This is a genomic window from Sulfobacillus harzensis, from assembly GCF_012933365.1.
Classification (GTDB): Bacteria; Bacillota; Sulfobacillia; order Sulfobacillales; family Sulfobacillaceae; genus Sulfobacillus_B; species Sulfobacillus_B harzensis.
In genome coordinates, this window is sequence record NZ_JABBVZ010000013.1 from 44613 (window position 1) to 67534 (window position 22922).

Below are 22922 nucleotides of genomic sequence, written 5' to 3' on the forward strand. Positions count from 1 at the left end.
TTGTCAGGATATCGAATCGCCATTGTGGGCGCGACTGGATTAGTGGGCCAAACCTTGCTCAAGGTGCTTGAGGACAAGGCGCTGAGGGTCGATGCGCTGGTGGCGTTGGCCCGCGAGGGCGGGGGCCGGTCGGTGACCTTCCATGGCCGTTCGATCCCGGTGGAGCCGTTGGAGGAGATGGACTGGACGCGGGTGGATGTGGCGTTTTTCGCGGCCGGCAACGCGGTCAGCGAAGCGTATGCCCCTCGGGCCATGGAGCAGGGGGTCACCGTGATCGACAAATCGAGTCGGTTCCGAATGGATGACCGGGTTCCTTTAGTGGTGCCAGAGGTCAATCGGGAGGCCATCGGCGATTCCCGGCTGATTGCGAGCCCCAACTGCTCCACCATTCAGTTAGTGATTGCGTTGGCGCCGTTGGAATGGCGCTTTGGCATTGATCGGGTGGTTGTCTCCACCTATCAAGCAGTTTCGGGAACAGGCCGCGAAGCAGTGGAGGAGCTGGAGCACGAAGTGCAGCAGGCGGTTGCCGGCCAGGCAGTAACGCCCCAGGTCTATCCCGTGCCCATCGCGCATAACGTGTTGGCCTTCTGCGACAACTTCGGCGAGGCCGATTACACTGGTGAAGAGTGGAAACTGATGCGCGAGTCGGCCAAGATTCTCGGCCGTGACCTCAAGCTGTCAGCGACTGCCGTGCGCGTGCCGGTGTATGTGGGCCACGCGGAATCAGTCTATCTCGAGACCCAGGAGCCGTGGAGTATCGAGGCGGTGCGGGAAACCTTGGCCACGGCCCCTTCGGTGCGATTGGTCGATGACCCGTCCCGGGGCTTGGTGCCCACACCGCTCGATGCGGCGGGCCATGACGATGTACTGGTCGGCCGCATTCGGCGTGATCCTCATCACCCGCGCGGGTTGCATCTGTTCGTGGTGGCCGATAATCTGCGCCGTGGCGCTGCCACCAATGCCATTGACATCATGCGCACGCTGTCTTCCCGCTGGGGAATCGAGGAGGGCGATGACCAATGAGAATCATCGTCCAAAAATTTGGTGGCACGTCCGTTCGAGAGGCGGCACAGCGGCGGTTGGTGACAAATTGGGTGGTGCAGGCGGTCGAAAACGGATTCCAACCCGTAGTTGTGGTGTCGGCCATGGGGCGCCGGGGCGACCCTTACGCCACCGATACCTTGCTCGGGCTGTTGGCCAATTTCCCCATGCCTCCTGAGACCGAAACCGATTTGTTGGTAAGTTGCGGCGAGGTGATTAGCGCCGTGGTCATGGCTGGGCATCTCCGCCAAGAAGGGTTAAACCCGGAAGTGATGACGGGAGGTCAGGCTGGTATCCACACCGATACACGGCACGGGGACGCGCAGATTGTTAAGCTGGAGCCGACACGCCTCAAAGCCTCGTTGGAAGAGGGACACATCCCCGTGGTGGCTGGCTTTCAAGGCGTTGGGTCTGACGGCTTGGTCACCACGCTGGGCCGTGGCGGCAGCGACACGACGGCGGTTGCGCTAGGGGCGGCCTTGGGCGCGGAGGTGGTGGAGATTTTTACGGACGTGGACGGAATCAAGACGGCCGACCCGCGTATCGTGCCGGAAGCTCGGACCATTAGCGAAATGGACTATCACGAGGTGTTTCAACTCGCCAATTTAGGCGCGCGCGTGATTCATCCGCGAGCCGTAGAGCTCGCGCGCCAGTTTTCCGTGCCCGTTCGGGTCCGGTCAACCTTTTCTAACACGCAAGGCACTTTGGTGGGCCCGGGACGCCGGGTTCTTGACTCCTGGGCTCATCGGGATCCCGATCATGCTGTGACGGGCGTGACTCAGCTTCGCGACCTAATTCAGTTTCGGGTCACGGGACCGGCCGATGCGGGAACGGCCTGGACCTTTCGGCTGTTTGACTTGCTGGGACGTCGCGGGGTGTCTGTCGATTTAATTAACCTCTTCCCCGACCATGTGTTTTTCTGCGTGGTGGGTTCGGTGCGCGAACACGTCGAACGGGCACTGGGGGAGTTGGATTTTCCCTACCAGGTGTTCGACGACCGTGCCAAAGTGTCCATTGTCGGTTCGGCAATTGAGGGATTGCCGGGGGTGGTGGGCCGTGTCATGGAAGCGTTGGCCCGGGAAAACATCCGGGTGTTGCAGTCAGCCGACTCCCACGCCACGATTACGTTGCTTTTGGAGAAGAAGGATATGGAGGCTGCGGTGCGGGCGCTGCACCAGCAGTTTGGCTTAGACCGGGAGGTGGAGCGTTTATGAATTGGCCGCCAATTATGACGGCGTTGTTGACCCCCTATGACAGTGGGGGAGCCGTGGATCCTGAGAAGGCCGCCGCGCTAGCCCGACACCTTGTCGGACAAGGATGCGGCGGCTTTGTTGTGGCGGGGTCCACCGGTGAAGCCTACGGGTTGTCTTTAGAGGAACGTCGGGCGTTATTTTACGCGGTCAAAGCGGCTGTGCCCGCGGAGGTGGCTGTGTGGGTCGGCACGGGCCACAACGATACCCGGGAGACCGTGCGCCTTACGGAGGCCGCCGAGGCTTGGGGTGCGGACGGTATGTTAATTGTGGCCCCGTATTACAACAAACCTTCTCAAGAAGGCCTTGCGGCTCATTTTGTGGAAGCCGCTCGCCACACCAGCCGACCGGTGATGCTATATGATGTGCCGGGGCGTACGGGGGTTCGGGTGGACGCGGAGACGGTGCTCGCCGCCCATCGGAAGGCGGACAATATTGTGGCCGTAAAAGAGGCTGCCGGCAGTGTCGCGGCTATGATTGCCATGCATCGAGCCCTGGGATCGGAAATTCGCCTCTATAGCGGCGACGATGGCCTATTGCTGCCGAGTTTGGCCGTTGGCGCGGTCGGTGTGGTATCCGTGGCGGCCCATGTCGCGGCCGCGCCCATGGCCTCCCTGGTGGCCCACTATCACGCGGGTCAGCGGCATCAGGCCATCCAGTTGCACGAAAAGTTGTGGCCGCTCGCGCAGGAACTGTTTTGCGATGCCAATCCGGTTCCGCTCAAATGGTTGATGAACCGTCTGGGGTGGCAGGTAGGCGGTGTGCGCGCGCCATTGACCATGCCGCGCGATATCAAGAAGTTCGATGGTTTATGGCAAGCCTATCAGCAATTGGCAGAGCTGGAGTCGGCCCGAAGCGGTGCCTCCTGATTGCATTTGGTCGAAGGGACGGGTTATAATATTCCCGATGACTTAGTGCTCGGAGGGAAAGAAAGACCTAGACCGTCGGCAAGTGGGAGAGCGGGGCCGGCGAGAAGGGTTTTGATTGTCGTGACCCCTGGCATAAGTCCCTAGTCGGAAGACTAGGGGCGTTTTCTTGTGCATGACTATTTTAAGGAGGTGGAGAGTCTGGCTGGTAAACTACCCCCAGGCAAGCTCCAATTTATCCCCCTGGGAGGAATTGGAGAAATTGGAAAAAACATGGCGGCTGTTGTTCATGGCAACGACATTATTATGATTGACTCGGGCCTGGCCTTTCCTGAAGAGGACATGCCCGGCATTGACATCGTGCTGCCGGACGTTACCTATTTGCTGGAGAATCGAGACCGCGTCCGCGGCATTTTTCTGACCCACGGACACGAGGACCACATTGGCGCTTTGCCATATCTGCTGCGGCACCTTAATGTGCCCGTGTATGGTGCCCGCCTGACGATGGGTATGGTGGAATTAAAGCTCACGGAGCATCAATTAAGCCTCCATCCCTCATCGCGGGCTCTAGAACCCGGCGAGGTTGTGAAGGCGGGAAGCTTTTCGGTGGAGCTGTTCCGCGTGAACCACTCCATTCCGGATGCTTGCGGACTCATTATCAAAAACCCGGTGGGCACGGTCGTCCACACGGGTGACTTTAAATTTGACCACACTCCGGTTGATGGCCGGGTGGCGGATTTTCATCGCCTTGCCGAGATTGGCAAGGAAGGCGTGCTGCTGTTGTTGGCCGACAGCACCAATGCCGAGCGACCGGGCTACACCCCGTCGGAGCGCACGGTAGGCAAGACCTTTGACCGGGTCATGGAAGGGGCGGAAGGGCGCGTCATTGTGGCCTCCTTTGCCTCTCAAGTGCACCGCGTGCGTCAAGTGGTCGAGGCCGCGGTCCGTCATCACCGCCGTGTGGCGGTGGTGGGCCGCAGCATGGAAAATGTGGTGCAGAAAGCCATTGAGCTGGGCTATTTGGACTTTCCTCCCGGAACCTGGATGGATATCGAGGAGATTAAGAAACTGCCTGCCAATCAAATCGTCATTGTGACCACTGGGTCGCAAGGCGAGCCGATGTCCGCCTTAACCCGCATGTCGACGTCCGATCATCGCAAGGTGACGATTGTGGCCGGGGACACCGTCATCATTTCTGCCACGGCCATTCCGGGCAACGAGAAGTATGTCGCCCGGACCATTGACAACCTCTACCGGCTGGGCGCCCATGTGGTCTACGGTGCAGCGTCTCACATCCATGTCTCGGGACATGCCTGCCAGGAAGAGCTGAAGTTGATGCACAATTTGGTGCGGCCAAAATTCTTTGTTCCTGTGCATGGTGAGTACCGGCACCTGGTGCATCACGCGCAAATCGCGCGGGATGTGGGCATGGACCCGAGTCACGTGTTGATTGGCGAAAACGGCGCGGTGTTTGAATTTACCCGTGAATCCGGAGCCATTGTCGGCACGGTTCCGTCCGGCCGGGTACTGGTGGACGGTGTGGGGGTGGGCGATGTCGGAAACATTGTGCTGCGCGACCGCAAGCAGTTGGCCAATGACGGCATTTTGATTGTGGTGGTCGGCATGGACGCCCAATCGGGACTCTTGGTGTCCGGACCCGATATTGTATCTCGAGGTTTTGTCTACGTCCGCGAGTCGGAAGCGTTGTTGGATGAGGCCCGTCAGCGGGTCAAATCGGCCTTGGCCACCCTCGAAGGCAATAACCTCTCGGAGTGGTCGTCGATCAAATCGGCGGTCCGTGAAACCTTGGGACGGTTCTTGTGGGAAAAGACCAAGCGTCGTCCCATGATTCTGCCCATCATCATGGAGGTTTAAGTTATCCGCGGCTGGTTCGCCCTAAGGGGGTCAGGTGCAGCAGGACGACCACCTCGGGGCTGACGAGAAGCGCTTTGACCTCGACGCGGTAGATGTGTTCGCCCAGGACAAGGCGTCGGCCTTGGTACAACTGGTACACCATGGAGAGCTTGACGTCGCTTAAGGGGATGCCCAAGAGCGACTCGGTATAGGGTTCCAGTGCCGCTTCCACATCGATTAGCGGCACTGGACTTTTCATGACTTCAAGGTTTACCGACTGGACAAATGTCTTCTTTTCGCGTTTGCGGTTTATTTCGGCGATTTGGTCGCGGAGCCGAAGGGACTCCTGGCGCCAGTGCCGGGCATCCAATTGGCTCAGGCGGGATTGGGCCAAGAGCGCGTTGCGCACTTGATAGGTATGGGCCTGAACCAGGGCTCCTCCCAAGATCGCGCCCAATAGAAGGCCCGCGACCGGACGCATGTCACGGCTCACGGGAGCATCCACCATCGAACCAGTAAGTAGCCGAATTCTGCCCCCGCATAGGCCGCCATCAGCGTTAACCCTCCTTTGGCTAGCTCCACCAGCGCCTTGGTGGATAGGCTGCGCTCGAAATTCTCCAGTGCCGTCAGCGCCCCTCCAATGGCCACCGCCACCGCCCAAATACGAATGCGAAAGGCAATCTGGCTAGCGTCGGCCTGGGATGACTGACCGGCTAGCCAATGTCCCAATGCACCCATCAGCCCGCCACCCACGGTTACCCCAAATGCTAAAAACAATGGTGGCCCCAACAAGCGCAAAATGCGCGGAAAAACCGTCAGCATATGATCTCCCCTCTATCACTTTTATGTGGTTGCCTGTCTTATAACACCGGCATCTGGGACACACTAGCCAGGAATTTGAGAGGAGGCAGAGCATGCATCGTCACCAGCGCCTGACCATGGAGGCCGAAGCGGAGCCCAAGAAACGCGGACGTCAGGATGTGGCCGAAAATATTACGGAATTCGGGACTACCCGGGTGGCCACCCAAAAATCCCCGATTCAAACATTGGTCATCATCGGCCAAATTGAGGGACACATGATTCTGCCCTCGCAAAACAAAACCACCAAATATGAGCATGTCATCCCGCAGTTGGTCGCCATTGAGGAAAATCCGGACATCGAAGGGCTGCTGTTGGTGCTGAACACCGTGGGAGGCGACGTTGAGGCAGGACTCGCCCTCTCCGAAATGATTGCCAGTCTGTCGAAACCGACGGTGTCCTTGGTGCTGGGGGGAGGGCATTCCATCGGCATACCGGTCGCCGTGGCGGCCGACTACAGCTTTATCGCCCCCACCGCGACGATGACGGTGCATCCCATCCGCATGAATGGCTTAGTGATTGGGGTGCCGCAAACCTATGAGTATCTGGACAAGATGCAAGATCGGGTGGTTCGCTTTGTAACCAGCCATTCGCGCATCACCGACGAGAAATTCCGCGAGCTCATGTCTCGCACGGGGGAACTCGCGCGCGACATCGGCACCGTCTTGGTCGGGCAGGATGCTGTCAACGTGGACTTGATTGATGCGGTGGGGGGGCTCGATGACGCGATGCGGAAACTCCACACCATGCTGCCGGACCGGCCGCGGACCAAGAAGGCCCATCGGCAACCCAAAAGCCATTAGGAGGTACGGGCGATGCTCTATACGCCGTTGTCCTACGAAGAGATTTTTCCCGCCAAGGACGAGGTTTTAGAGGTCTTTGAGACGGAAGTCCGCGGCCGGCGTGTGCTATGCCGACGGGGAGCCGATGGTTTGCCGCGCGTGGAGCGGCTTCTCTCCACGGATCCGGCGGATTATCTCGACCCCGACTGGATGCCCGGTAGCGTGCTTCAGTTTTAAGTCCGCGCTTTTTTATCATAAACGGCCCGCCTGTCCCGATATGGTAGGACAGGGGGTTGGAACGATGCGATGGGTCTTAGCGCTGGGCGTCATTCAGGGGTTGACGGAGTTTCTTCCCATAAGCTCTTCGGGGCACTTAGTGGTGCTGAAAGCCTGGTTTGGCGTCGCCTCACCGGGGGCGGCCTTGGAGGTCGCGCTGCATGCGGGCACGCTCGTCGCGGTCTTGTGGACCTATCGCCAATGGCTCGGCACCTTCATACGGAAGCTGGTCCAAAGGGTGCCTGCGGCATGGCGGCTCTTCTGGCGTCTGGCGCTAGCCAGCATCCCTGCCGGCATGGTGGGATTGGCGCTGGATGAATGGGTGGGCCGGTTCTTTACCGTGGGAGCGGTGATTCTCGGCTGGCTAGGAACCAGTCTTCTTCTCTTTGCCACCCCCAAGCCCGGCGAGGGGGAGCGGCGGATGGAGGACATGGGACCCGCCCACGCGCTGTTGATTGGCTTAGCCCAAGCCATGGCGCTCTGGCCCGGCCTCTCGCGATCCGGCAGCACCATTGCCATGGGGCGGGTGTGCGGGCTACGCCCCGAGGATGCCGCCCGCTTCTCCTTTTTGTTGGCGATTCCCACCATTTTGGGGGCCTCTATCTTGGAAGCGCCAGCCCTCGTCCAGGCTTCCATTCCCAGTGTCTGGCTCATCATTTCCGCGCTTCTGGCTGCGGTTACCGGTGCCGTTGCGATACAATGGGTCAAAGGGATTGTGAATCGACCGCGGCTTTGGCGCGGCTTTGGGCTCTACACGGCGCTGGCCGCGCTCGCTGCCTGGTTTATTGGGGGATAATGGTGGGTTCGTTGTTCAAGCAAATCACCGGGGACATGCGGCGCGAAATGGCGGGCGTGGTCTTGGTAGCGTTGGGTGTGCTCGGCTATTTGTCGTTGATTTTTCCTCGAAGCGGCGTGCTGGGACGGGATTTGGGCCAAGGGCTGACCACGGTGTTTGGCTGGATGGCCTGGGTGGTCCCCGCGGCGATTATGGCCACGGGTCTTCTACGCCTGTACAATCAGCCTAGTTTAAGCCGCCAGCGGCGCGCTTGGGGTGTGCTTTTCGCGTATCTCGGACTCACGGTGCTGTTTGGCTTTGGTGGACGCTCGGTGGGGGGCTGGCTTGGGCTTCATTTGCTCACATTGGCCGCGTTGGCCCTAGGCCGTCCGGGGTCCATCATCCTCGGCCTGGTACTGTTGATTTTCGGATTCATGCTTATTACTGGCGGCAGCGTGGTGGAGGGCGCCACGGTGTTTAGCCGGGCTTCCCTCTCAGTGTTGAAAGCGATGGGGCGGGCCTTGGTCAAGGTGGTGATGGGAGTTCGGGACTGGATTTTTCCAGAGCAGCCGGAAACACCCGCGCCGGCTCCAGCCAAGACGCGCTCCAAGCCGGTCAAGCGGACCAAGCCCACCGTCTTAGAACCGCTGGAGGAGATTGTGCCCTCCCAAAAGCCTCCCGTACCAGAGCCCGCCCGGCGGCCCGCGGTGCAACCCCCGGTGTTTTCGCGGGGTGGACAGCCCTATCTGCCGCCGCCGATGTCGCTTTTGTCGGAGCCTTCGCTGACTCGGGCGGGAGCGCGTGGCCAATCGGCGGAGGAGCGCGGGCGCATCCTCATTGAATCGCTTCGCCAATTCGGCATTGAGGTGCGCCTTAGCGAGGTTAGCCAGGGTCCGGCCATTACCCGCTTTGAAATTGTCCCGCCTCCCGGGGTTAAAGTGTCCAGAATCGTGAACTTAGCGGACGATATTGCCTTGTCCTTGGCGGCTACGGGCGTGCGTATCGAAGCGCCCATCCCAGGCAAGTCAGCCATTGGCATTGAGGTCCCCAACGACCAAATTTCTGCCGTGTTGCTGCGCGAGGTGTTGGAGAGTCAACCGTTTACGGAATCGGATTCGCCGCTGACGGTCGCGCTGGGCCGAGACGTGGCCGGCGCACCGGTGGTGGCACGGCTTGACCAGATGCCCCATCTTCTCGTGGCCGGCGCTACCGGCTCCGGCAAAAGCGTGCTCATCAATGTGCTCATTACCAGCCTGTTGTATCGTTCCAGCCCGGACGTGGTGCGACTCTTGCTGATTGACCCGAAGGTGGTGGAACTTTCAGTCTACAACGGCATTCCCCACCTCATCAGCCCGGTGGTGACGGAACCCAAGAAGGCGGCGGGAGCGCTCCGTTGGGCGGTGCAGGAGATGGAACGACGCTATCGGTTGTTTGCGCAGGCTGGTGTCCGGGACGTAGCCCGGTTCAATCAGGTAGGCGAGGAACATTTGCCGTTGGTGGTGGTCATCATTGACGAGCTGGCGGATCTGATGATGGTCGCCCCGCAGGACGTTGAGGAGTCCATTGCCCGTTTGGCACAGATGGCGCGTGCGGCGGGCATTCATCTGGTGGTGGCCACGCAGCGTCCATCGGTGGATGTCATCACGGGAACCATCAAAGCCAATGTGCCATCTCGCATTGCCTTCGCCGTCTCCAGCCAGGTGGATTCGCGCACCATTTTAGACTCGGCGGGCGCCGAGAAGCTATTGGGACGCGGCGATATGTTGTACTCACCGGTAGGGTCACCCAAGCCGCTGCGCGTGCAGGGCGCCTTCGTTACGGAGAAAGAGATTGAGACGGTGGTCAAATATTTGCGGGACCACATGGCCGGAACGGCGGTGGAGCAGGTGGCGCTTGATTTTGGCGAGGCTAGTGATGACGGGCCGCAAATGGAAGAAGCGGACAGCCTATTTCTCGATGCCGTTCGGATTGTGGTGGAAAGCGGTCAAGCGTCCACCTCCATGCTGCAGCGGCGCATGCGGGTCGGTTATACGCGGGCGGCGCGGCTCATAGATGCCATGGAGGCGCGCGGCTTCATCGGTCCTCAGGATGGGGCGCGTCCCCGCGATGTCTATCTTACGCTGGAAAAATTTCAGGAACTGGTCGAAGGCCGGGGAGAGAATGCCGTCGAGTCGTAAACGGCGCCATTTTGGGCTCAGGCGTGCCTCATAAAGACAGGCTTGGCGAACTAGGGAAGACGAGCGCATTTTTTGCGGTGGCCAGGAAAAATTGGGCGGATAGGCGCATAGGATGGATCACTCTCAAAAGAAGGGAGGTGTCCATCATGGCGGGGTTCATGCCCGATTGGTCTTTGCAGCGCAAAGGAGCGACCGACCAGCGCCGGCACATGGAAAAGATTAAGCAGGCGCTTAAGGAACGGCTGCCAGACTTGGTATCGGATGAATCGATCGTGGCATCCGACGGGAAGCACGTGGTCCGGGTACCGATTCGCTCGCTAGAGCAGTACAAGTTCCGATTTCACCCCTGGCAGGGGGATCGGGTCGGGCAGGATCAGGGGCAGGGGCAGCCAGGCGATGTGCTGGGCAAACTGCCCAAACGAAGCCAGCAAGGCGGCCAAGGCGATCAGCCGGGAGAAACGCCGGGCATCGACTACATTGAGGCCGAAGTCACCCTCGACGACATTGCCGGCTTGTTGTTTGACGAACTGGGGCTTCCCTACCTCAAGCCTAAGACGAAAGCCACGATTCCAGAACCCACCTTCAAATTCAAGGATATCAGCCCTAAGGGATTAATGGGCAATCTGGACAAACGCCGCAGTCTCCGTCAAAACCTGCTTCGCAATGCCCGGGAGACGGGCCAAGCGCGGGTGGGGGGATGGCGAGACGATGATCTGCGATTCAAGACCTGGGTCGACGAGCCCGAGCCGGAGGACAACGCGGTGTTTATCGCCATGCGCGACATCTCCGGTTCGATGGGCGACTTTAAGAAGATGATGGCTCGGACCTTTGCCTTTTGGATGCTGAAGTTTCTCCGCACCCAATATCGGGCCGTGGAGGTGGTGTTTCTCGTGCACCACACCCAAGCACGAGAGGTGAGCGAGGAAGAGTTCTTCCAACTGGGCGAAAGTGGGGGCACCAAGGTGTCCTCGGTATATCAACTCTGCCAAGAAGTGATTGAGACCCGTTATTCACCGCAGCGCTGGAACATCTACCCCATTCACTTTTCGGACGGCGACAATTGGTCAGACGCTGACAATCGCCGAACTGTCGAGGTGTTGGAAGCGCTCTTGCCCCATGTGAACGTTTTTGGCTACGGCGAAATTCGGGAAGGGGGATATACCAGCACGCTGATGTCGGCCTTCAGCCGGGTGAAGCACCCGCGATTTAAAATGGTCACCATCACGCAACGGCAGGACGTCTACCCAGCGTTGAAGACCTTCTTTCCGCGAAAGGAGGGTTAGCGATGGGGCCCCAGCGTTATCCGACTGACCGCGAAATCTGGAGTCTGGCTCGGGACATGGGATTGGATCCGTACCCCGTGCTGTTCGAAAGCGTGCCCGCGCCGGTTCTCTATGAATTTGCCGCTTACCTCATTCCCGGACGCATGTCCCACTGGTCCTATGGCAAGGCGTATCATGCGATGAAGACGCGCTACGACTACGGATTGAACAAACTCTACGAGATGGTGATTAACTCCAACCCTGCCTATGCGTTTTTGCTGGAGTCCAATTCCGATTTGGAGAACACCTTCGTTCGCGCCCATGTCATGGGCCACGTGGATTTCTTTAAGAACAACCAGTGTTTTCAGCACACGGTGCCTGACATGATTGAGGTCGTGTCGCGGCACGCGGAACGCGTGCGGCAGTATGAGTTCGACGTTGGCCGCGAACAGGTTGAGCGCTTTCTGGATGCAGTGCTGGCCTTGGAGGAGCATGTCAGCCCCCCGAGCCCGACCCTGCCAGCCAGACAGAAGGAGGGATCTCCCCCGAGTGCGCTTTCGCGTCCCGCCTGGGCGGATTTGACCATGAGCGGGCAAAGCCCACCCGTCCGGCGAGTGCCGGAAGTGAAGGCGGGTACCGAGGAGACAGACGATCTGCTGCTGTTTTTGATGCGTGAGAGCCGGCATCTGGAGGATTGGCAACGCGACATTATCGGTATGGTGCGTGACGAGATGCTTTACTTCTGGCCGCAAGTCCGCACCAAGATTATGAACGAAGGCTGGGCCAGCTACTGGCATGTCACCTTGATGCGGGAGCTGCGTTTGGAAGATGACGACTATCTTGACTTTGCGCGTCTGCACAGTCAAGTTACCGCCCCCATGATGTACCAGATTAACCCGTACGCTTTGGGCTACGCCATCTTCACCGATTTGGAGCGTCGCTATGGCCGCGAGGCCATGTTTTTAGCCCGGACGGTCGATGACGATGTGTCATTCGTTCGCAACTACCTGAACGAGGAGATTGTCGAGAGCCTCAATATGATGGTTTATGGTGCGGAGGACGATGCGGTGGTGCTAAAAAGCCGCGCCGCTGAACGGGTGCGCGAGCAGCTAGTGCGGGAGTTGGTGCACGGGGGTATTCCGGTCATCCATGTCAACGACGGCGACTTTAATCAGCGCGGCGAACTCTATCTGATTCATCGCCACGAAGGCATTGACTTGGACATTCCGTTTGCCGAGCGAGCACTGCACTACGTGCATCAATTGTGGGGACGGCCGGTCCACTTGGAGACCCGCAGCGAGGAAAAGCGGGTCATTCTGAGCTATGACGGTAAGGCGGACAGCAAAGTCGTGCTTTAGTTGTCGGTCGAGGCTTCACTAAGACAGTCCGGTACTACGGTGAACTCTGAAAGGAAGGGTCAGCGATTTCTCGAAAGGGAGGGACAATCATGGATCTGTGGGAACGCCTGCAGGCATACCGAAGTCAAGAGAGCGATTTGCGCTGGAAGGGCACGTTTCGCGAGTACTTCAATCGTGTACGGGAGCAGCCGCGTGTGGCACGCCTCTCTCATGCCCGCATTTACGATATGATTGCGGATCATGGCGTGGAAACCACCGAGGACGGCGGCCGACATTATACGTTCTTTGACGGTGAAATATTTGGTTTGGACCATGCCTTAGACCAACTGGTGGACTACTTCCATTCGGCGGCTCAGCGTCTCGAAGTGAGAAAGCGCATCTTGCTATTGATGGGGCCGGTGGGCGGGGGAAAGTCGACACTGGTGACGCTGTTGAAGCGCGGCCTCGAAGCCTACTCGCGCACGGACCAAGGGGCGGCATACGCCATTGCTGATTGCCCCATGCACGAGGAACCGCTTCACCTGATCCCCGATGCGCTGCGGCCCGAAGTCCAGCGAGAGTATGGGCTCTATATTGAGGGCGATTTGTGCCCCGTCTGTCGACAGCGCCTGGTGAACATCTACGACGGACAGATTGATGAAGTGCCGGTCGAACGGATTCTCTTTTCAGAGAAGCAACGGGTGGGCATTGGCACCTTTTCCCCAAGCGACCCGAAGAGTCAAGACATCAGCGAACTGACCGGGTCGATCGATTTGGCCACCATTGGAGAGTACGGGTCGGAGTCCGACCCGCGCGCCTATCGCTTCGACGGCGAGCTTAACATTGCCAACCGCGGCATGATGGAATTCATCGAGATGCTGAAGAGTGACGAGAAGTTTCTCTACGGCCTCTTGACACTCTCTCAAGAACAGAATATCAAGACGGGCCGATTCTCGATGATCTATGCCGACGTGCAGATCGAAACCGTAAATCCGCAGGCAATCTCATGCGCCTCCCCGCATAGATTAGCGCGAGGGGGGATCGTCATGACGGGGTACGGATGGTTGGTGCGGTGGGCTGAGGGGGTACTCTTGCGCCAAATCGCGGAGGCGCAGGGTGACGGTGCCCTCGGCGGTGATGGTGCCCCCGGCGATGAGCCCCCGCAAGAGCTCTTGGCGCTCGGACGGAGTAATGGCGTCCCACCGGTCGACGAGGTGGGCAAGAAAGCTCCGGACGGTCGTGGCATCCACTGACTGGGGCCCGGGCGCAGGAATCGGACGCACGGCTTCGAGCGCGGCTTGCTGGTGGCGCAGACGGTCGATGCGCTGGCGCAACGTGGCAGCATCAATGGCCCCTTGCTCGAACGCGTCGTACCAGCGGGTCACGCGCTCATCGAGGGCCGTCTGCTGAGCTACCCAATCAGAATCGGGAGGACGCGCGACGCCATAATACATGGCCAGCGCCCGATCCACCGCAACGGGATCGGCGTGCCACGCGCGCAACTGTGCTAGCACTTGCGCGTGGATCTGTGGGGCATGATGATACCGGCTGGGGCAAAGCGGACCCCCGCGCCGCCGATTCTTCTTGCTCGCGCACGCATAATAGAAGCGGTAGCGTCGCACGGGATCATCGTAACTGGTGGCGGGGCGCGGTGTGGGCCGCACATACACGCCGCGAATGGGACTGCCGCAGGCGGGGCACGTGAGCAACCCGTCGATCCAAAAGTCGGGGCGGTCGGCATGGGGCCCGAGTTGCCGCCCCGCAAACTTCCGTTGAACCGTCGCCCACGTCACCTCATCCACCAGCGCTTCATGATGGCCCGGATGGGGATCGGTGCGGCCCACATACCCGTGATACACGGGATTCTTCAAGAGCTTTTCGAGCACGCGATCCCACCACGCACCGCCGCCGGGCGCGGCGATGCCTTGGGTATTGAGCCAATTGGCCAAATCATACGGCCCCGCACCATGGGCCGCTTTTTCAAAGAGACTCCGCACGATGGGCGCGGTCACGGGGTCGGGCGCGAGTTGCCCACGGCCGGTGCGGCGATAGCCATACGGCACCTTGCCGCCCTGCCAGCGGCCCAATTTGAGGCTCTGGGCGCGGCCCATTTTGGTGCGCTCGACAATCGTTTCGCGCTCGAGCTGCGCGAACACCGCGAGCATGCCGAGCATGGCTTTGCCCATGGGCGTGGTGGTGTCGAACGGTTCCGTGGCCGACTGGATGCCAATGCCCAGCGGATTGAACACTTCCTCCAACAGATAGAGAATGTCCCGCTGGCGACGGCTCAAGCGATCCAGGCGATAGAACAGCACGGTATCAAAGACACGCTGTTGTGCATCCGCCAGGAGGCGGCGCATGGCCGGGCGATCCAGCGACTTCCCAGAGGCCCCGCCATCGACATACACCTGCACGACCTGCCAGCCTTTGGCGTGCGCAAACGCCCGGCAGCGGTCTTCTTGCGCCCCCAGGGAGAGCCCTTCGGACGACTGTTCGAGCGTGGAGACTCTACAGTAGAGAGCCGCACGTACATGGTGAGAAGTACTGCTACTGGCTGAATCTGGGCGCATTCGTCCTCCCTCCTGCACTTTCAATTGTTTCCGCCGTATGACAATTTCGTTCCATTATTGCTGCAAACAAAAGGACAACGTGATACGTCCCGCTAAGTATTTCAAGTAGCCGCCGTCCCACTGGGAGGCGGCTGTTCCTTACGACGAAAGGAGTCTTGTCCGATGAAACGCCCAATACCCCCCCGTCCAACCACCTTCCTCGAAATGGTGGAAGGCTTCCTCAGGGGCGATTACGACGAAATGCCACCTGCGCCGGTATCGCGTCGACCGGAATACCTAACCGTTGTGCGGCCTCAACCCAGCGCTGATGGATCTGCCGTTCCCAGTTCGCCGGAAGCACCACCGCCCCCTGGACCTGCAGGGCCTCGGCCAAGGTAACGACGATCGCCCGATGCTGTGTCTCCACGTTTACCGTAGAGCAACCCCCGTTAGCTGAAAGGGCACTTCGGCACTAAACTGCGCACGAATCACCGGTTCGACGTGCTCCGGGTGCGCCGAAAATGCCAACACAAAAACGTCTTCCCGCCACGGGAACATGGATTGAAGGAGAACATCCGGATCCCACTGCTCAAGCCCGAAAATCATCAGAACCCCAAAATCCGGGAGGGTGCCAATATGCGCTTTCAAGGCCTCCGGCGTCGGGAACCGGTCCGGCGTATACAAACCGTCTTCGTCGCCATCGAGCGTACGCAATGATGCGTCCAGCCGAATGACAGGTGTTGCGCGGGTGTGTTCGTCATCGATGTCTGGCGTGATCGCCAGGATTTGTCGTCCGCGCAAATGTCCGGCGCTGTGTTCGTTCTCGACCCATTGGAGCAACGGGCTGATCCACCCTTCGCCGTTCTGCGGCACTTGGTAAATCGGTGCTCCCGAGTCCGAACGTTGACGTGCTGCATTCAGTTGATACACCAACGTCTGGCGATCCCATAATGCGACCCCGAGTCGCTGGGCCATGGTGTAAGCGTTCTGGCTAAATTGCGCATTCGTCACAACTATCGCATAGGTGCCGCCGTAGAATTGAAGCGCGCTTGCGACCTCTTGCACAGCCTTGACGCCCACCGTGCGACTGGACCGTTTCGCTTGGACGATAACACGCTCGTCCGCACGGGACAAAATTAGATCGGCCCCGTAGTCCCCGGTACGCGGAGTCGTCTCGACGTGGTATCCGAGATCACGGAACAGCAACGCGAGCCGCGCTTCGAAGGCGACTCCAGACATCTGGTCGATCTCCCGAATCCCCGACGTGCGCAAGAGATCTTCTTGATGCGCTCGATATCGAAGCCAGGCGAAGATCGCGCCGGCCGCCAAGATTAGGACGACGAGGGCAGCCAATCCGAACACCTCCTTGTCAACACCTACTGGGTGAGTTCTTTTAAAGGCACATCGATATCGATATATCCTTTTACGAAACCACTGGTATGCCCTGGTTCAAAATAAGACCAGCGTGCCACCCAGCGTCGAGGGACACCAAACCCGTCCCACGGATAATACATGCCCAATCGCGTCATCGCCTTGGGCCACACCTCAACATCAGAAGACCACAGTGCCGAGAGGCCATTGTTCTCAAGGATGTCCCATGCAGACTCGCCCGATGACTGCAGGCCAAATTGGTCAAGCAAAACCGTATCTCGCGCACAGACGGGCTGAATTTGTGCCGACAAATTGCGAATAACAGCAAGCACGACAACGCAGGACTCGGGGGGGATCGCGATTACCGAATGAATCCCCACCGCGCAACGCGACTGCGCGACTGTCTTGCCGTTACTCCGTGCGAGGACGCGTTGGTTCCGATGGATCACCGGCGGCGGTGACCCAAGAATAATCGGGGGGATGGCGGAAGAATCCGTCGCATCTTCATGAAAAGCGTTGTCCTGGTCTGACGGCTTCTCAGGGCCGAGCTTCCGATCATAGTCCTGGCGCAACCGAGGATCGGACAAGATCCGGTAGGCTTCCAGCAATTCGCGCATGGCTTCGGTAGACCCACCCGCGTCCGGGTGCCGAACGAGCGTAAGACGTCGGTAGGCACGTTTAATCTCATCGGGCGTCGCGTGTCGTGATATTTGCAAAACTTCATACCATGTCACTCGTCACACCTCTTAAAAGAAGGGTAAATCATCCGGTATCTCATCGGAGCCTTCGCCGCGCGCTTTCAACTGTCTCACCATTTGTCTCACTAACCGCCGCTGGTCGGGTGTGAGGCCCTGGAGATCCACCAGATCGGATTGCTGGACGAGTTCGCGTAAATCAGGCGCCTTGCGATTCTTGGGATCGCTCTGGATGCTCACGACCACGGCTTGGATCACCGGATCGTCCGGGGCGGCCAAAATCCGATCGGGATAACGGGGATTCGCCGCCCGGAGTTTCCACCGACCGCCGTCCCGGATGAGGTACTTGCATGTGGCATCCTCTCCCTGGAACAAGGCGACGACGATATCGCCGTGCTGGGGGGTCCGCGACTCCGTACTGCGGCAGATGACCAAATCGCCGGGCATAATGCCCGCACCGACCATGGAATCGCCTTGCACTCGCAAGGCAAAATCAGCCGGGAGCGACGGGGGGATCAGCACGTCGCCGTCGCGGTCCGGTTGCGCAGGCCACGGCACACCCGCATGGATGCGGCCCAAAATGGGGACGGGGCGCACGGGGAGAACCTCCGGCAGTTGTGCGGCCATTTTGTGCTGAGCGCTGTCGTTCGCCGGACCGAGCCCCGGCAACGGATCCAGCAATTTCACGAAGTTGCCTATGTCGAGCGCTTCCGCCAATCTCGCGACAATATCCAGGGTGGCTCCGCTCTTGCCGCTTTCATACCGCGAAATCTGGGACTTTGTTAGGCCAACGACCTCGGCCAACGCCTCTTGCGTCAGACCTTTCTTTAACCGCGCTTCTCGCAATTTGCGCCCAAAATAATTTTCTTTGGTTTTCACTCTAACCCCTTGACGTTGCATAGAATGCAACGTAAAATGACACTAAGAGTTGCATTCTATGCAACTTGAACAAAGGAGTGAGGACAAGATGAACCGTCTCAGAGAACTGAGAATCAAACATGGCCTCACTCAGGCCGAACTCGCACAACGTGTCAATCGGTCCAAATACTTCATCAGCCACATCGAGAACGGCCATGCGCTTCCTGGCAGGGAAACGCTGAAAGAGTTGGCTCATATCTTTGATGTCCCGATGGAGCATTTGCTCGATGATACTGAGCCGTCGTCGCCTCCCCAGACTGCGACGGCTCGGGGATAGGATACCACAACGCGCCACGCGGCGCGCGATCTTTGGCCTCATGGGCCTTCGAGAGGAGGTGAACGCCTCATGGACGACGCTCCATCCTTTATATGGATGATTGTGGGTGACACGCAGAGTGGAGACATGCACCTCAAGATTCGAGGTTCGCTTCCATCCACGAAAACGTCTCCGCGTCCACGAACCACCGAGCATAGCCGCACTGACGACACAGATGCACCGTAAAACCGAGCGAGCCGCCTTGTTGGACGGGAACACGCGTTTGAGCCGGAAGCAGAATGTAGGCCGTACTCCCACATTCAGGGCACTCCTTCCGGTGCACCCGGCGTAACAGGTCAATCGGATTCATCCGATTCACCTCCTTTCGGAGGATCGTCCGTGCGTCCGGTGAGCCAGTCCAAGGAGACCGCGAGGGCGTCCGCGAGGGCGATTAACACAGGAACTGAAGGGCAAATGTGTCCTGACTCATACTGCACCAACGTCGGGCGACCGATGGACAAGCGGCGGGCCAAAGCCGCTTGAGACAGGCCAACCTGTTCGCGAGCCGTCCGTAAGCGTTCAGGCAAACACGCAACATTTTTCTTGAAGTCGCTTGACATGTTGCTCACACCAACATTACAATGACGACAAAGGTGTTGTTCACGACAACATCTCCTAGAAGAAAGGAGGACTCGTCCATGAATCAGATTCGACGGTTGCGCCAACTCCGAGGCATGACCCAAGAAGAACTGGCGATGGCTGCGAATTGTGGGCGTTCGTTCCTCTCTCAGATTGAGAATGGCAAAGCTAACCCAACAGAAGCGGTGTACAAGGAGATCGCCAAGGCGCTCCGTGTGCCGCTTAGCCAACTGTTCGTTGACGACAGCCCGACACCGACCAAGACGCGGACTGTCGAGTAGAGCATATCACACGCGCCACGTGGCGCGTGAAGAATTAGACGCCAAAGGAGTGGAAGTTCTATGAAGACGACCGCCATTGCCTTTCCGGGTAAGCGGCAGAACCAGGCGCAACGCACCGTGGAAGCCCCCGACGCGCCACTGATTTGGCTCCCCAGTCGCCACCTCGGCCCCATGATCCGCCGGGCGCGGCATCGCCAAGGGTGGCCCTTGGAAGCGCTGACGGAGCGCGCCGCCGTGTACCAATGCCCGTCTACGGTGGCCAAGGCCGAGCGCGGCAAGAAGGACATTGACTATTTGACGGTCTGCCAGTTGGCCACCGTCTTGCAAGAACCCGCCCTGATTGCCTATGCAAATTGGCTGGTGCATCAGATATTGCAAGATGCGCCCTGTGCTAACGGCCCGGAGGCGGCCTGATGACAGACACGGGCTGGACCTATCTGGATCTCATCCGCTGGGCCGAGCGCGTGTTACTCCGCCAACAGGCGGAAGCGGAGGCGCAAAAGAAAAACGAGGAGGCGGAACAGCATGGCTGAGTTGCACCCGCTGATGGCGCACATGTTGGCGCCCTTTACGCAAACGACAAGCCGCGACGTCGCGGTCGCGGCCTATCAAACAGCGCTCGAACCCGATTATAGCCCAACCCGCGAATGTCCGCAATGCGGCGACACGATTACGCAGGGCGTCGTGCTGGCCCCGGAACTGGCGCGGTACTTCGCCAGCCTGCAACGGTATCCCAGCGCGCTCTGGTGCGACACGGATTGCTTGCAGATGTGGCTCGAGGCGGAGATTGACGACTTGGTGAAGTGGATGTGCGATGCGCGGGTCGTCGGCAGCGACGTCGAGGTGGTCTCGTGAGCGCGGAAACGTGCCTCACCTGTTCGGGATCGGGCGTCGTGTGGACCGGCGAGGCGGTGGCGGGGGTGCGCCCGAATCGGGTGTGCCCCGCCTGCCACGGCTGGGGACTCGTGTGGCAGGCCGGGGAGGTGTCGGCATGACCCGATACGACGGCACGCTGTGCCTCTGCCCGGACTGCACCTTTGATCCGCCGTTGTGCGTGGTGTGCGAGACGGAGGCAATCACGACCGAGTGGGAAGCTGACAGCGTGTGTGCGGAGTGCCGGGCCACATTGGCATCCGATGCCGAGGAAGCGCGGGTGGCCCATGATTAGCTGCATCGGGTGTGGACGGCAGGAATGGGCGCACGACGTGGCGTGGACCACGGTGACGCTCACAGTCACCGCTTGCACCTATCGGAGCGGGGCTTCTTGTTTGGGGCCAAGATGGTGATCCACCAGCGGTTTCGCCTGCGGGTGGCCGACGCCATGATGCGGGAAGGGGTGGAGGCATGAGCGACGACAAGGACCGCGCCATAGCGGAGGCGCTGACGGCGCTGGGGTTGGATGAAGGGTTGGCGTGGGAATGGCAATTTCCCAGTGAACGTCTGGCTATTGGACCTATTCCGCATGACTTCACCAAGGCCGAGTACCTTCTACCTGCGGTGGAGGCGTGGCGGGAGCAGAAGCCGGAGGCTCGCTGGTATCGCATGGACTCGGCGTATCTCGATCAGGACGCGCAAGCCCAGTGTTGGGACGGCGATCACTGTTCTGAGGGGGGTGGAGAGAGGCCGTTCCACGCCCTCCGCAACGCCCTCCACGCGGCGCTCACTCAGGAGGTGATCCCATGAAGCGCACCGCACAAACCGCCGTGCCGTATCCGGCGCGGCGTCCGGAAGTGGAAGTCCAGGCGCGTAAGCTCCTCGGTGTATCGGTGCGCGTCTATGTCATGGGCGAATGCACAATCTTCGTCACGACGGACGAGCCCGACGGCTGGCACCTGTCCATCTCGCATCCCACGCGCTATCCCACATGGGATGAGGTGGCTCAAGCCCGATACGCGCTGGGCCCGGCGGACCAAAACGTGGTCATGCACCTGCCGCCCGAGCGGGAGTACGTGAACCTCCACGACTTTTGCTTTCATCTGCACGTGGAGCGGCCCCACGGAAAGGTGGTGTTGCCATGAATCGGCACGTGGATCTCAACACGCCCTTAGCCGAAGCCTTGGAACAGCGAGGATTCGGCACAGTAGCCTGGGAGGCGGCAGAGACGTGCGCGTTCGGGCATGATCGCCATCCCGCGCAGGGCATTGGCGCGATCTGCCGCACCTGTGAAGCGCAGTATGCGCGAGAGCATGGTTACCTGCCGTTTTCGCAGGAGTGCGAGGACGCGATCCGCGCCGACCCTGATGGATACCAATATTGCTTTGACCGAGTGGCGCGGGATTTTAGCCAGATGACGAATCTCTGGCAAGCGCTGACCGCCGTGATGGCCTCCTATACACGCTGGGAGGTCCATCTGGAAAGAATCGGAGAGCAACTGTATGACGCCACGGTGGAATGCGAACAGGCGTGCGGCACCGCGGCCATGGGCATCGATCCCGCTTCGGCATTAGCCGCAGCGCTGTTGCGCTTTCTCAGCAGGGAGGTGTAGACGATGTGGCATTTCTGCTGCTGGCCCGGGAAGGAGCTTCCCACGGAAAGCGATGTCCGAGGACCAAACGCACGCGTTGTCATCTTTCCCGCGGGCATCTCGCTTGATGCTGCGGAAACGCTTGTTAAAAAGCATGCGGTGGCTATAGAACGGCGCAACGAACCGTGGTACCTCGGCACCGTACTAATCCATGACGGCTATGCGGGGCAGCCGCGATTTCTGCATCACGTCGCGGGTCCCCTTTAGATGGCCTCCCCGGAGGGTCCGGCCCTCGCTGAGGACCGGGCCTCCTGTGGAGGCAGGCCACGGTCACAAAACCGTGAGAATTGCGGTCGGTGGCGTGCCGGGGTAGCTCTGGGAAAGCGCCCGGCCCGGCATCACGGACCAGGTGGGCTTGCCGGCCCGGCATCACGGACCGGAAGGTCGGGTGGCACACTACCACCCCTGGCAGGCGCCGACCATGCAGTGTATAGCATTACAAAGAAGGAGGATGAATCATGTACCGACACGGTGATGTCTTATTAATCCCGGTGAACGAGGTGCCCGCCGACCTGCACCCCAAAGCAGGCGCTGTGGTGGCCTACGGTGAGGTGACGGGGCATGCGCACCGGTTGTTGATGGACGGCTTGCTCTACGAGGCGGAGGATGGCACGGTGTATATCCGTGCTCCCCAGGACACCGCGATTACGCATGAGGAGCATGGGACGATCCCGCTCCCGGCGGGGCTCTACAGAGTGTCCTATCAACGCGAGTACGCCCCCTACGAGCAGGCAGTACGGCAGGTGCTAGACTGATGGCCCGGCGCACGGGCCCCCTGACAGCCGCGGAGCAAGCACAACTCGCGGCATATCACCGGAAATACTTGGCAGCGGGGCTCGCGACAGCGCCCGCTGACCGCCCACGCGCTGAAGCCGCCCTGGCGCGAGCGTATGAACTCGCGGGTCACACCCCCGTGCCGGTGATCTGGGTGGATAGTCCGTTGACGGCGAATCTGCTCATTGCCATGTTGCAACGGCAACGCGCGGGGCACCCCAGCGATCAGGGAGGTAGAGACAGCCTCGGGGCCAGCCTCGGGGTCAGCCTCGGGGCCAGCCTCGGGGCCAGCCTCCGGACCAGCCTCCGGACCAGCCTCGGGGCCAGCCTCGGGGTCAGCCTCGGGGCCAGCCTCGGGGTCAGCCTCGGGGCCAGCCTCGGGGTCAGCCTCGGGGCCAGCCTCGGGGCCAGCCTCCGGACCAGCCTCCGGACCAGCC

General features: G+C 60.0%; 32 protein-coding genes and 1 pseudogene. 24 read left to right on the plus strand and 9 right to left on the minus strand.

The genetic code is table 11. The features are described from left to right. The 4 genes from HIJ39_RS05715 (at nt 1) to HIJ39_RS05730 (ending at nt 5032) form a co-directional block, all read left to right on the plus strand. On the plus strand, nt 1-1023 hold the full coding sequence (locus HIJ39_RS05715; RefSeq protein WP_169097624.1) for an aspartate-semialdehyde dehydrogenase: 1023 nt from the start codon (nt 1-3) through the stop codon (nt 1021-1023). Beyond that, nucleotides 1020-2255, plus strand: a complete 1236-nt coding sequence (dapG, locus tag HIJ39_RS05720) for an aspartate kinase (protein WP_169097626.1) — start codon at nt 1020-1022, stop codon at nt 2253-2255. The genes HIJ39_RS05715 and dapG overlap by 4 nt, the downstream gene beginning before the upstream one ends. Then, the gene (dapA, locus tag HIJ39_RS05725; RefSeq protein ID WP_169097628.1) at nt 2252-3160 is read left to right on the plus strand and encodes a 4-hydroxy-tetrahydrodipicolinate synthase; all 909 of its coding nucleotides are present in this window, start codon (nt 2252-2254) and stop codon (nt 3158-3160) included. The genes dapG and dapA overlap by 4 nt, the downstream gene beginning before the upstream one ends. A 168-nt stretch (nt 3161-3328) precedes the next feature. Continuing rightward, a complete protein-coding gene (locus HIJ39_RS05730) occupies nt 3329-5032 on the plus strand; it encodes an RNase J family beta-CASP ribonuclease (RefSeq protein WP_169097630.1) in 1704 nt (567 codons plus the stop codon). A gap of 1 nt (nt 5033) precedes the next feature. On the opposite strand, the gene HIJ39_RS05735 is transcribed toward HIJ39_RS05730, so the two are convergent. Next, nucleotides 5034-5504, minus strand: a complete 471-nt coding sequence (locus HIJ39_RS05735) for a hypothetical protein (RefSeq protein ID WP_169097632.1) — start codon at nt 5502-5504, stop codon at nt 5034-5036. After that, nucleotides 5501-5833, minus strand: coding sequence for a YtrH family sporulation protein (locus HIJ39_RS05740; protein ID WP_169097634.1), 333 nt, complete (start codon nt 5831-5833; stop codon nt 5501-5503). The genes HIJ39_RS05735 and HIJ39_RS05740 overlap by 4 nt, the downstream gene beginning before the upstream one ends. A gap of 116 nt (nt 5834-5949) precedes the next feature. Here HIJ39_RS05740 and HIJ39_RS05745 point away from each other — a divergent pair, with 116 nt between their 5' ends. The 7 genes and pseudogenes from HIJ39_RS05745 to HIJ39_RS05770 form a co-directional block, all read left to right on the plus strand. Continuing rightward, a complete protein-coding gene (locus tag HIJ39_RS05745; protein ID WP_275107269.1) occupies nt 5950-6672 on the plus strand; it encodes a ClpP family protease in 723 nt (240 codons plus the stop codon). Nucleotides 6673-6684: 12 nt separating this feature from the next. After that, nucleotides 6685-6888, plus strand: a complete 204-nt coding sequence (locus HIJ39_RS05750) for a YlzJ-like family protein (protein WP_169097638.1) — start codon at nt 6685-6687, stop codon at nt 6886-6888. Nucleotides 6889-6952: 64 nt separating this feature from the next. Beyond that, nucleotides 6953-7723 carry an undecaprenyl-diphosphate phosphatase gene (locus HIJ39_RS24040; protein ID WP_243239376.1) on the plus strand — a complete coding sequence of 257 codons (771 nt, stop codon included), beginning with the start codon at nt 6953-6955 and terminating at the stop codon, nt 7721-7723. Further along, nucleotides 7723-9879, plus strand: a complete 2157-nt coding sequence (locus HIJ39_RS05755; protein ID WP_243239377.1) for an FtsK/SpoIIIE family DNA translocase — start codon at nt 7723-7725, stop codon at nt 9877-9879. The genes HIJ39_RS24040 and HIJ39_RS05755 overlap by 1 nt, the downstream gene beginning before the upstream one ends. A 146-nt stretch (nt 9880-10025) precedes the next feature. Further along, nucleotides 10026-11162, plus strand: coding sequence for a sporulation protein YhbH (gene yhbH, locus HIJ39_RS05760; RefSeq protein WP_169097642.1), 1137 nt, complete (start codon nt 10026-10028; stop codon nt 11160-11162). Nucleotides 11163-11164: 2 nt separating this feature from the next. Then, complete coding sequence (locus tag HIJ39_RS05765) at nt 11165-12499, plus strand: SpoVR family protein (protein WP_169097644.1); 1335 nt, start codon at nt 11165-11167, stop codon at nt 12497-12499. A gap of 89 nt (nt 12500-12588) precedes the next feature. Further along, nucleotides 12589-13449: pseudogene (locus HIJ39_RS05770) on the plus strand (protein prkA); the annotation flags it as partial. Between the two features lie 54 nt (nt 13450-13503). Here HIJ39_RS05770 and HIJ39_RS05775 read toward each other — a convergent pair. From HIJ39_RS05775 to HIJ39_RS05795, 5 genes are all read right to left on the minus strand, one after another. Next, a complete protein-coding gene (locus tag HIJ39_RS05775; RefSeq protein ID WP_169097646.1) occupies nt 13504-15048 on the minus strand; it encodes a recombinase family protein in 1545 nt (514 codons plus the stop codon). Nucleotides 15049-15268: 220 nt separating this feature from the next. Beyond that, nucleotides 15269-15454: a hypothetical protein gene (locus HIJ39_RS05780; protein WP_169097648.1), complete on the minus strand. Its 186-nt coding sequence runs from the start codon at nt 15452-15454 to the stop codon at nt 15269-15271. A gap of 2 nt (nt 15455-15456) precedes the next feature. Further along, nucleotides 15457-16380, minus strand: a complete 924-nt coding sequence (locus HIJ39_RS05785; RefSeq protein ID WP_169097650.1) for a restriction endonuclease — start codon at nt 16378-16380, stop codon at nt 15457-15459. A gap of 23 nt (nt 16381-16403) precedes the next feature. After that, nucleotides 16404-17132: a DnaJ domain-containing protein gene (locus HIJ39_RS05790; RefSeq protein WP_169097652.1), complete on the minus strand. Its 729-nt coding sequence runs from the start codon at nt 17130-17132 to the stop codon at nt 16404-16406. A gap of 12 nt (nt 17133-17144) precedes the next feature. Beyond that, entirely contained in the window at nt 17145-17972 is an 828-nt protein-coding gene (locus tag HIJ39_RS05795; RefSeq protein WP_169097654.1) for a S24 family peptidase, read from the minus strand. An 88-nt stretch (nt 17973-18060) separates the two neighbouring features. Between HIJ39_RS05795 and HIJ39_RS05800 the strand changes: the two genes are divergently transcribed. Further along, entirely contained in the window at nt 18061-18288 is a 228-nt protein-coding gene (locus HIJ39_RS05800) for a helix-turn-helix domain-containing protein (RefSeq protein ID WP_169097656.1), read from the plus strand. A 133-nt stretch (nt 18289-18421) separates the two neighbouring features. On the opposite strand, the gene HIJ39_RS05805 is transcribed toward HIJ39_RS05800, so the two are convergent. Together HIJ39_RS05805 and HIJ39_RS05810 are read right to left on the minus strand one after the other, a co-directional pair. Beyond that, entirely contained in the window at nt 18422-18637 is a 216-nt protein-coding gene (locus tag HIJ39_RS05805) for an immunoglobulin domain-containing protein (protein ID WP_169097658.1), read from the minus strand. After that, nucleotides 18624-18887 (minus strand): helix-turn-helix domain-containing protein, encoded by a 264-nt coding sequence (locus tag HIJ39_RS05810; protein ID WP_169097660.1) that lies wholly within the window; start codon nt 18885-18887, stop codon nt 18624-18626. Before HIJ39_RS05810 ends, HIJ39_RS05805 begins: the two co-directional genes overlap by 14 nt. A 78-nt stretch (nt 18888-18965) precedes the next feature. On the opposite strand from HIJ39_RS05810, the gene HIJ39_RS05815 reads away from it, so the two are divergent. From HIJ39_RS05815 to HIJ39_RS05870, 12 genes are all read left to right on the plus strand, one after another. Further along, on the plus strand, nt 18966-19187 hold the full coding sequence (locus tag HIJ39_RS05815; protein WP_169097662.1) for a helix-turn-helix domain-containing protein: 222 nt from the start codon (nt 18966-18968) through the stop codon (nt 19185-19187). Nucleotides 19188-19247: 60 nt separating this feature from the next. After that, nucleotides 19248-19601 carry a helix-turn-helix domain-containing protein gene (locus HIJ39_RS05820; protein WP_169097664.1) on the plus strand — a complete coding sequence of 118 codons (354 nt, stop codon included), beginning with the start codon at nt 19248-19250 and terminating at the stop codon, nt 19599-19601. A gap of 111 nt (nt 19602-19712) precedes the next feature. Then, on the plus strand, nt 19713-20042 hold the full coding sequence (locus HIJ39_RS05825) for a hypothetical protein (RefSeq protein WP_169097666.1): 330 nt from the start codon (nt 19713-19715) through the stop codon (nt 20040-20042). Beyond that, nucleotides 20039-20182: a hypothetical protein gene (locus HIJ39_RS05830; protein ID WP_169097668.1), complete on the plus strand. Its 144-nt coding sequence runs from the start codon at nt 20039-20041 to the stop codon at nt 20180-20182. Before HIJ39_RS05825 ends, HIJ39_RS05830 begins: the two co-directional genes overlap by 4 nt. Beyond that, on the plus strand, nt 20179-20355 hold the full coding sequence (locus HIJ39_RS05835) for a hypothetical protein (protein ID WP_169097670.1): 177 nt from the start codon (nt 20179-20181) through the stop codon (nt 20353-20355). The genes HIJ39_RS05830 and HIJ39_RS05835 overlap by 4 nt, the downstream gene beginning before the upstream one ends. 24 nt (nt 20356-20379) lie before the next feature. Beyond that, on the plus strand, nt 20380-20535 hold the full coding sequence (locus HIJ39_RS05840) for a hypothetical protein (protein WP_169097672.1): 156 nt from the start codon (nt 20380-20382) through the stop codon (nt 20533-20535). Next, the gene (locus HIJ39_RS05845; protein ID WP_169097673.1) at nt 20532-20870 is read left to right on the plus strand and encodes a hypothetical protein; all 339 of its coding nucleotides are present in this window, start codon (nt 20532-20534) and stop codon (nt 20868-20870) included. Before HIJ39_RS05840 ends, HIJ39_RS05845 begins: the two co-directional genes overlap by 4 nt. After that, nucleotides 20867-21205 (plus strand): DUF7694 domain-containing protein, encoded by a 339-nt coding sequence (locus tag HIJ39_RS05850; protein ID WP_169097675.1) that lies wholly within the window; start codon nt 20867-20869, stop codon nt 21203-21205. Before HIJ39_RS05845 ends, HIJ39_RS05850 begins: the two co-directional genes overlap by 4 nt. Continuing rightward, nucleotides 21202-21672 carry a hypothetical protein gene (locus HIJ39_RS05855; RefSeq protein WP_169097677.1) on the plus strand — a complete coding sequence of 157 codons (471 nt, stop codon included), beginning with the start codon at nt 21202-21204 and terminating at the stop codon, nt 21670-21672. Before HIJ39_RS05850 ends, HIJ39_RS05855 begins: the two co-directional genes overlap by 4 nt. Nucleotides 21673-21675: 3 nt before the next feature. Beyond that, the gene (locus HIJ39_RS05860; protein WP_169097679.1) at nt 21676-21918 is read left to right on the plus strand and encodes a hypothetical protein; all 243 of its coding nucleotides are present in this window, start codon (nt 21676-21678) and stop codon (nt 21916-21918) included. A 251-nt stretch (nt 21919-22169) separates the two neighbouring features. Beyond that, nucleotides 22170-22466: a hypothetical protein gene (locus HIJ39_RS05865; protein WP_169097681.1), complete on the plus strand. Its 297-nt coding sequence runs from the start codon at nt 22170-22172 to the stop codon at nt 22464-22466. After that, a partial coding sequence (locus HIJ39_RS05870; protein ID WP_243239379.1) for a hypothetical protein occupies nt 22466-22922 on the plus strand: 457 nt, incomplete at its 3' end. The genes HIJ39_RS05865 and HIJ39_RS05870, both read left to right, overlap by 1 nt.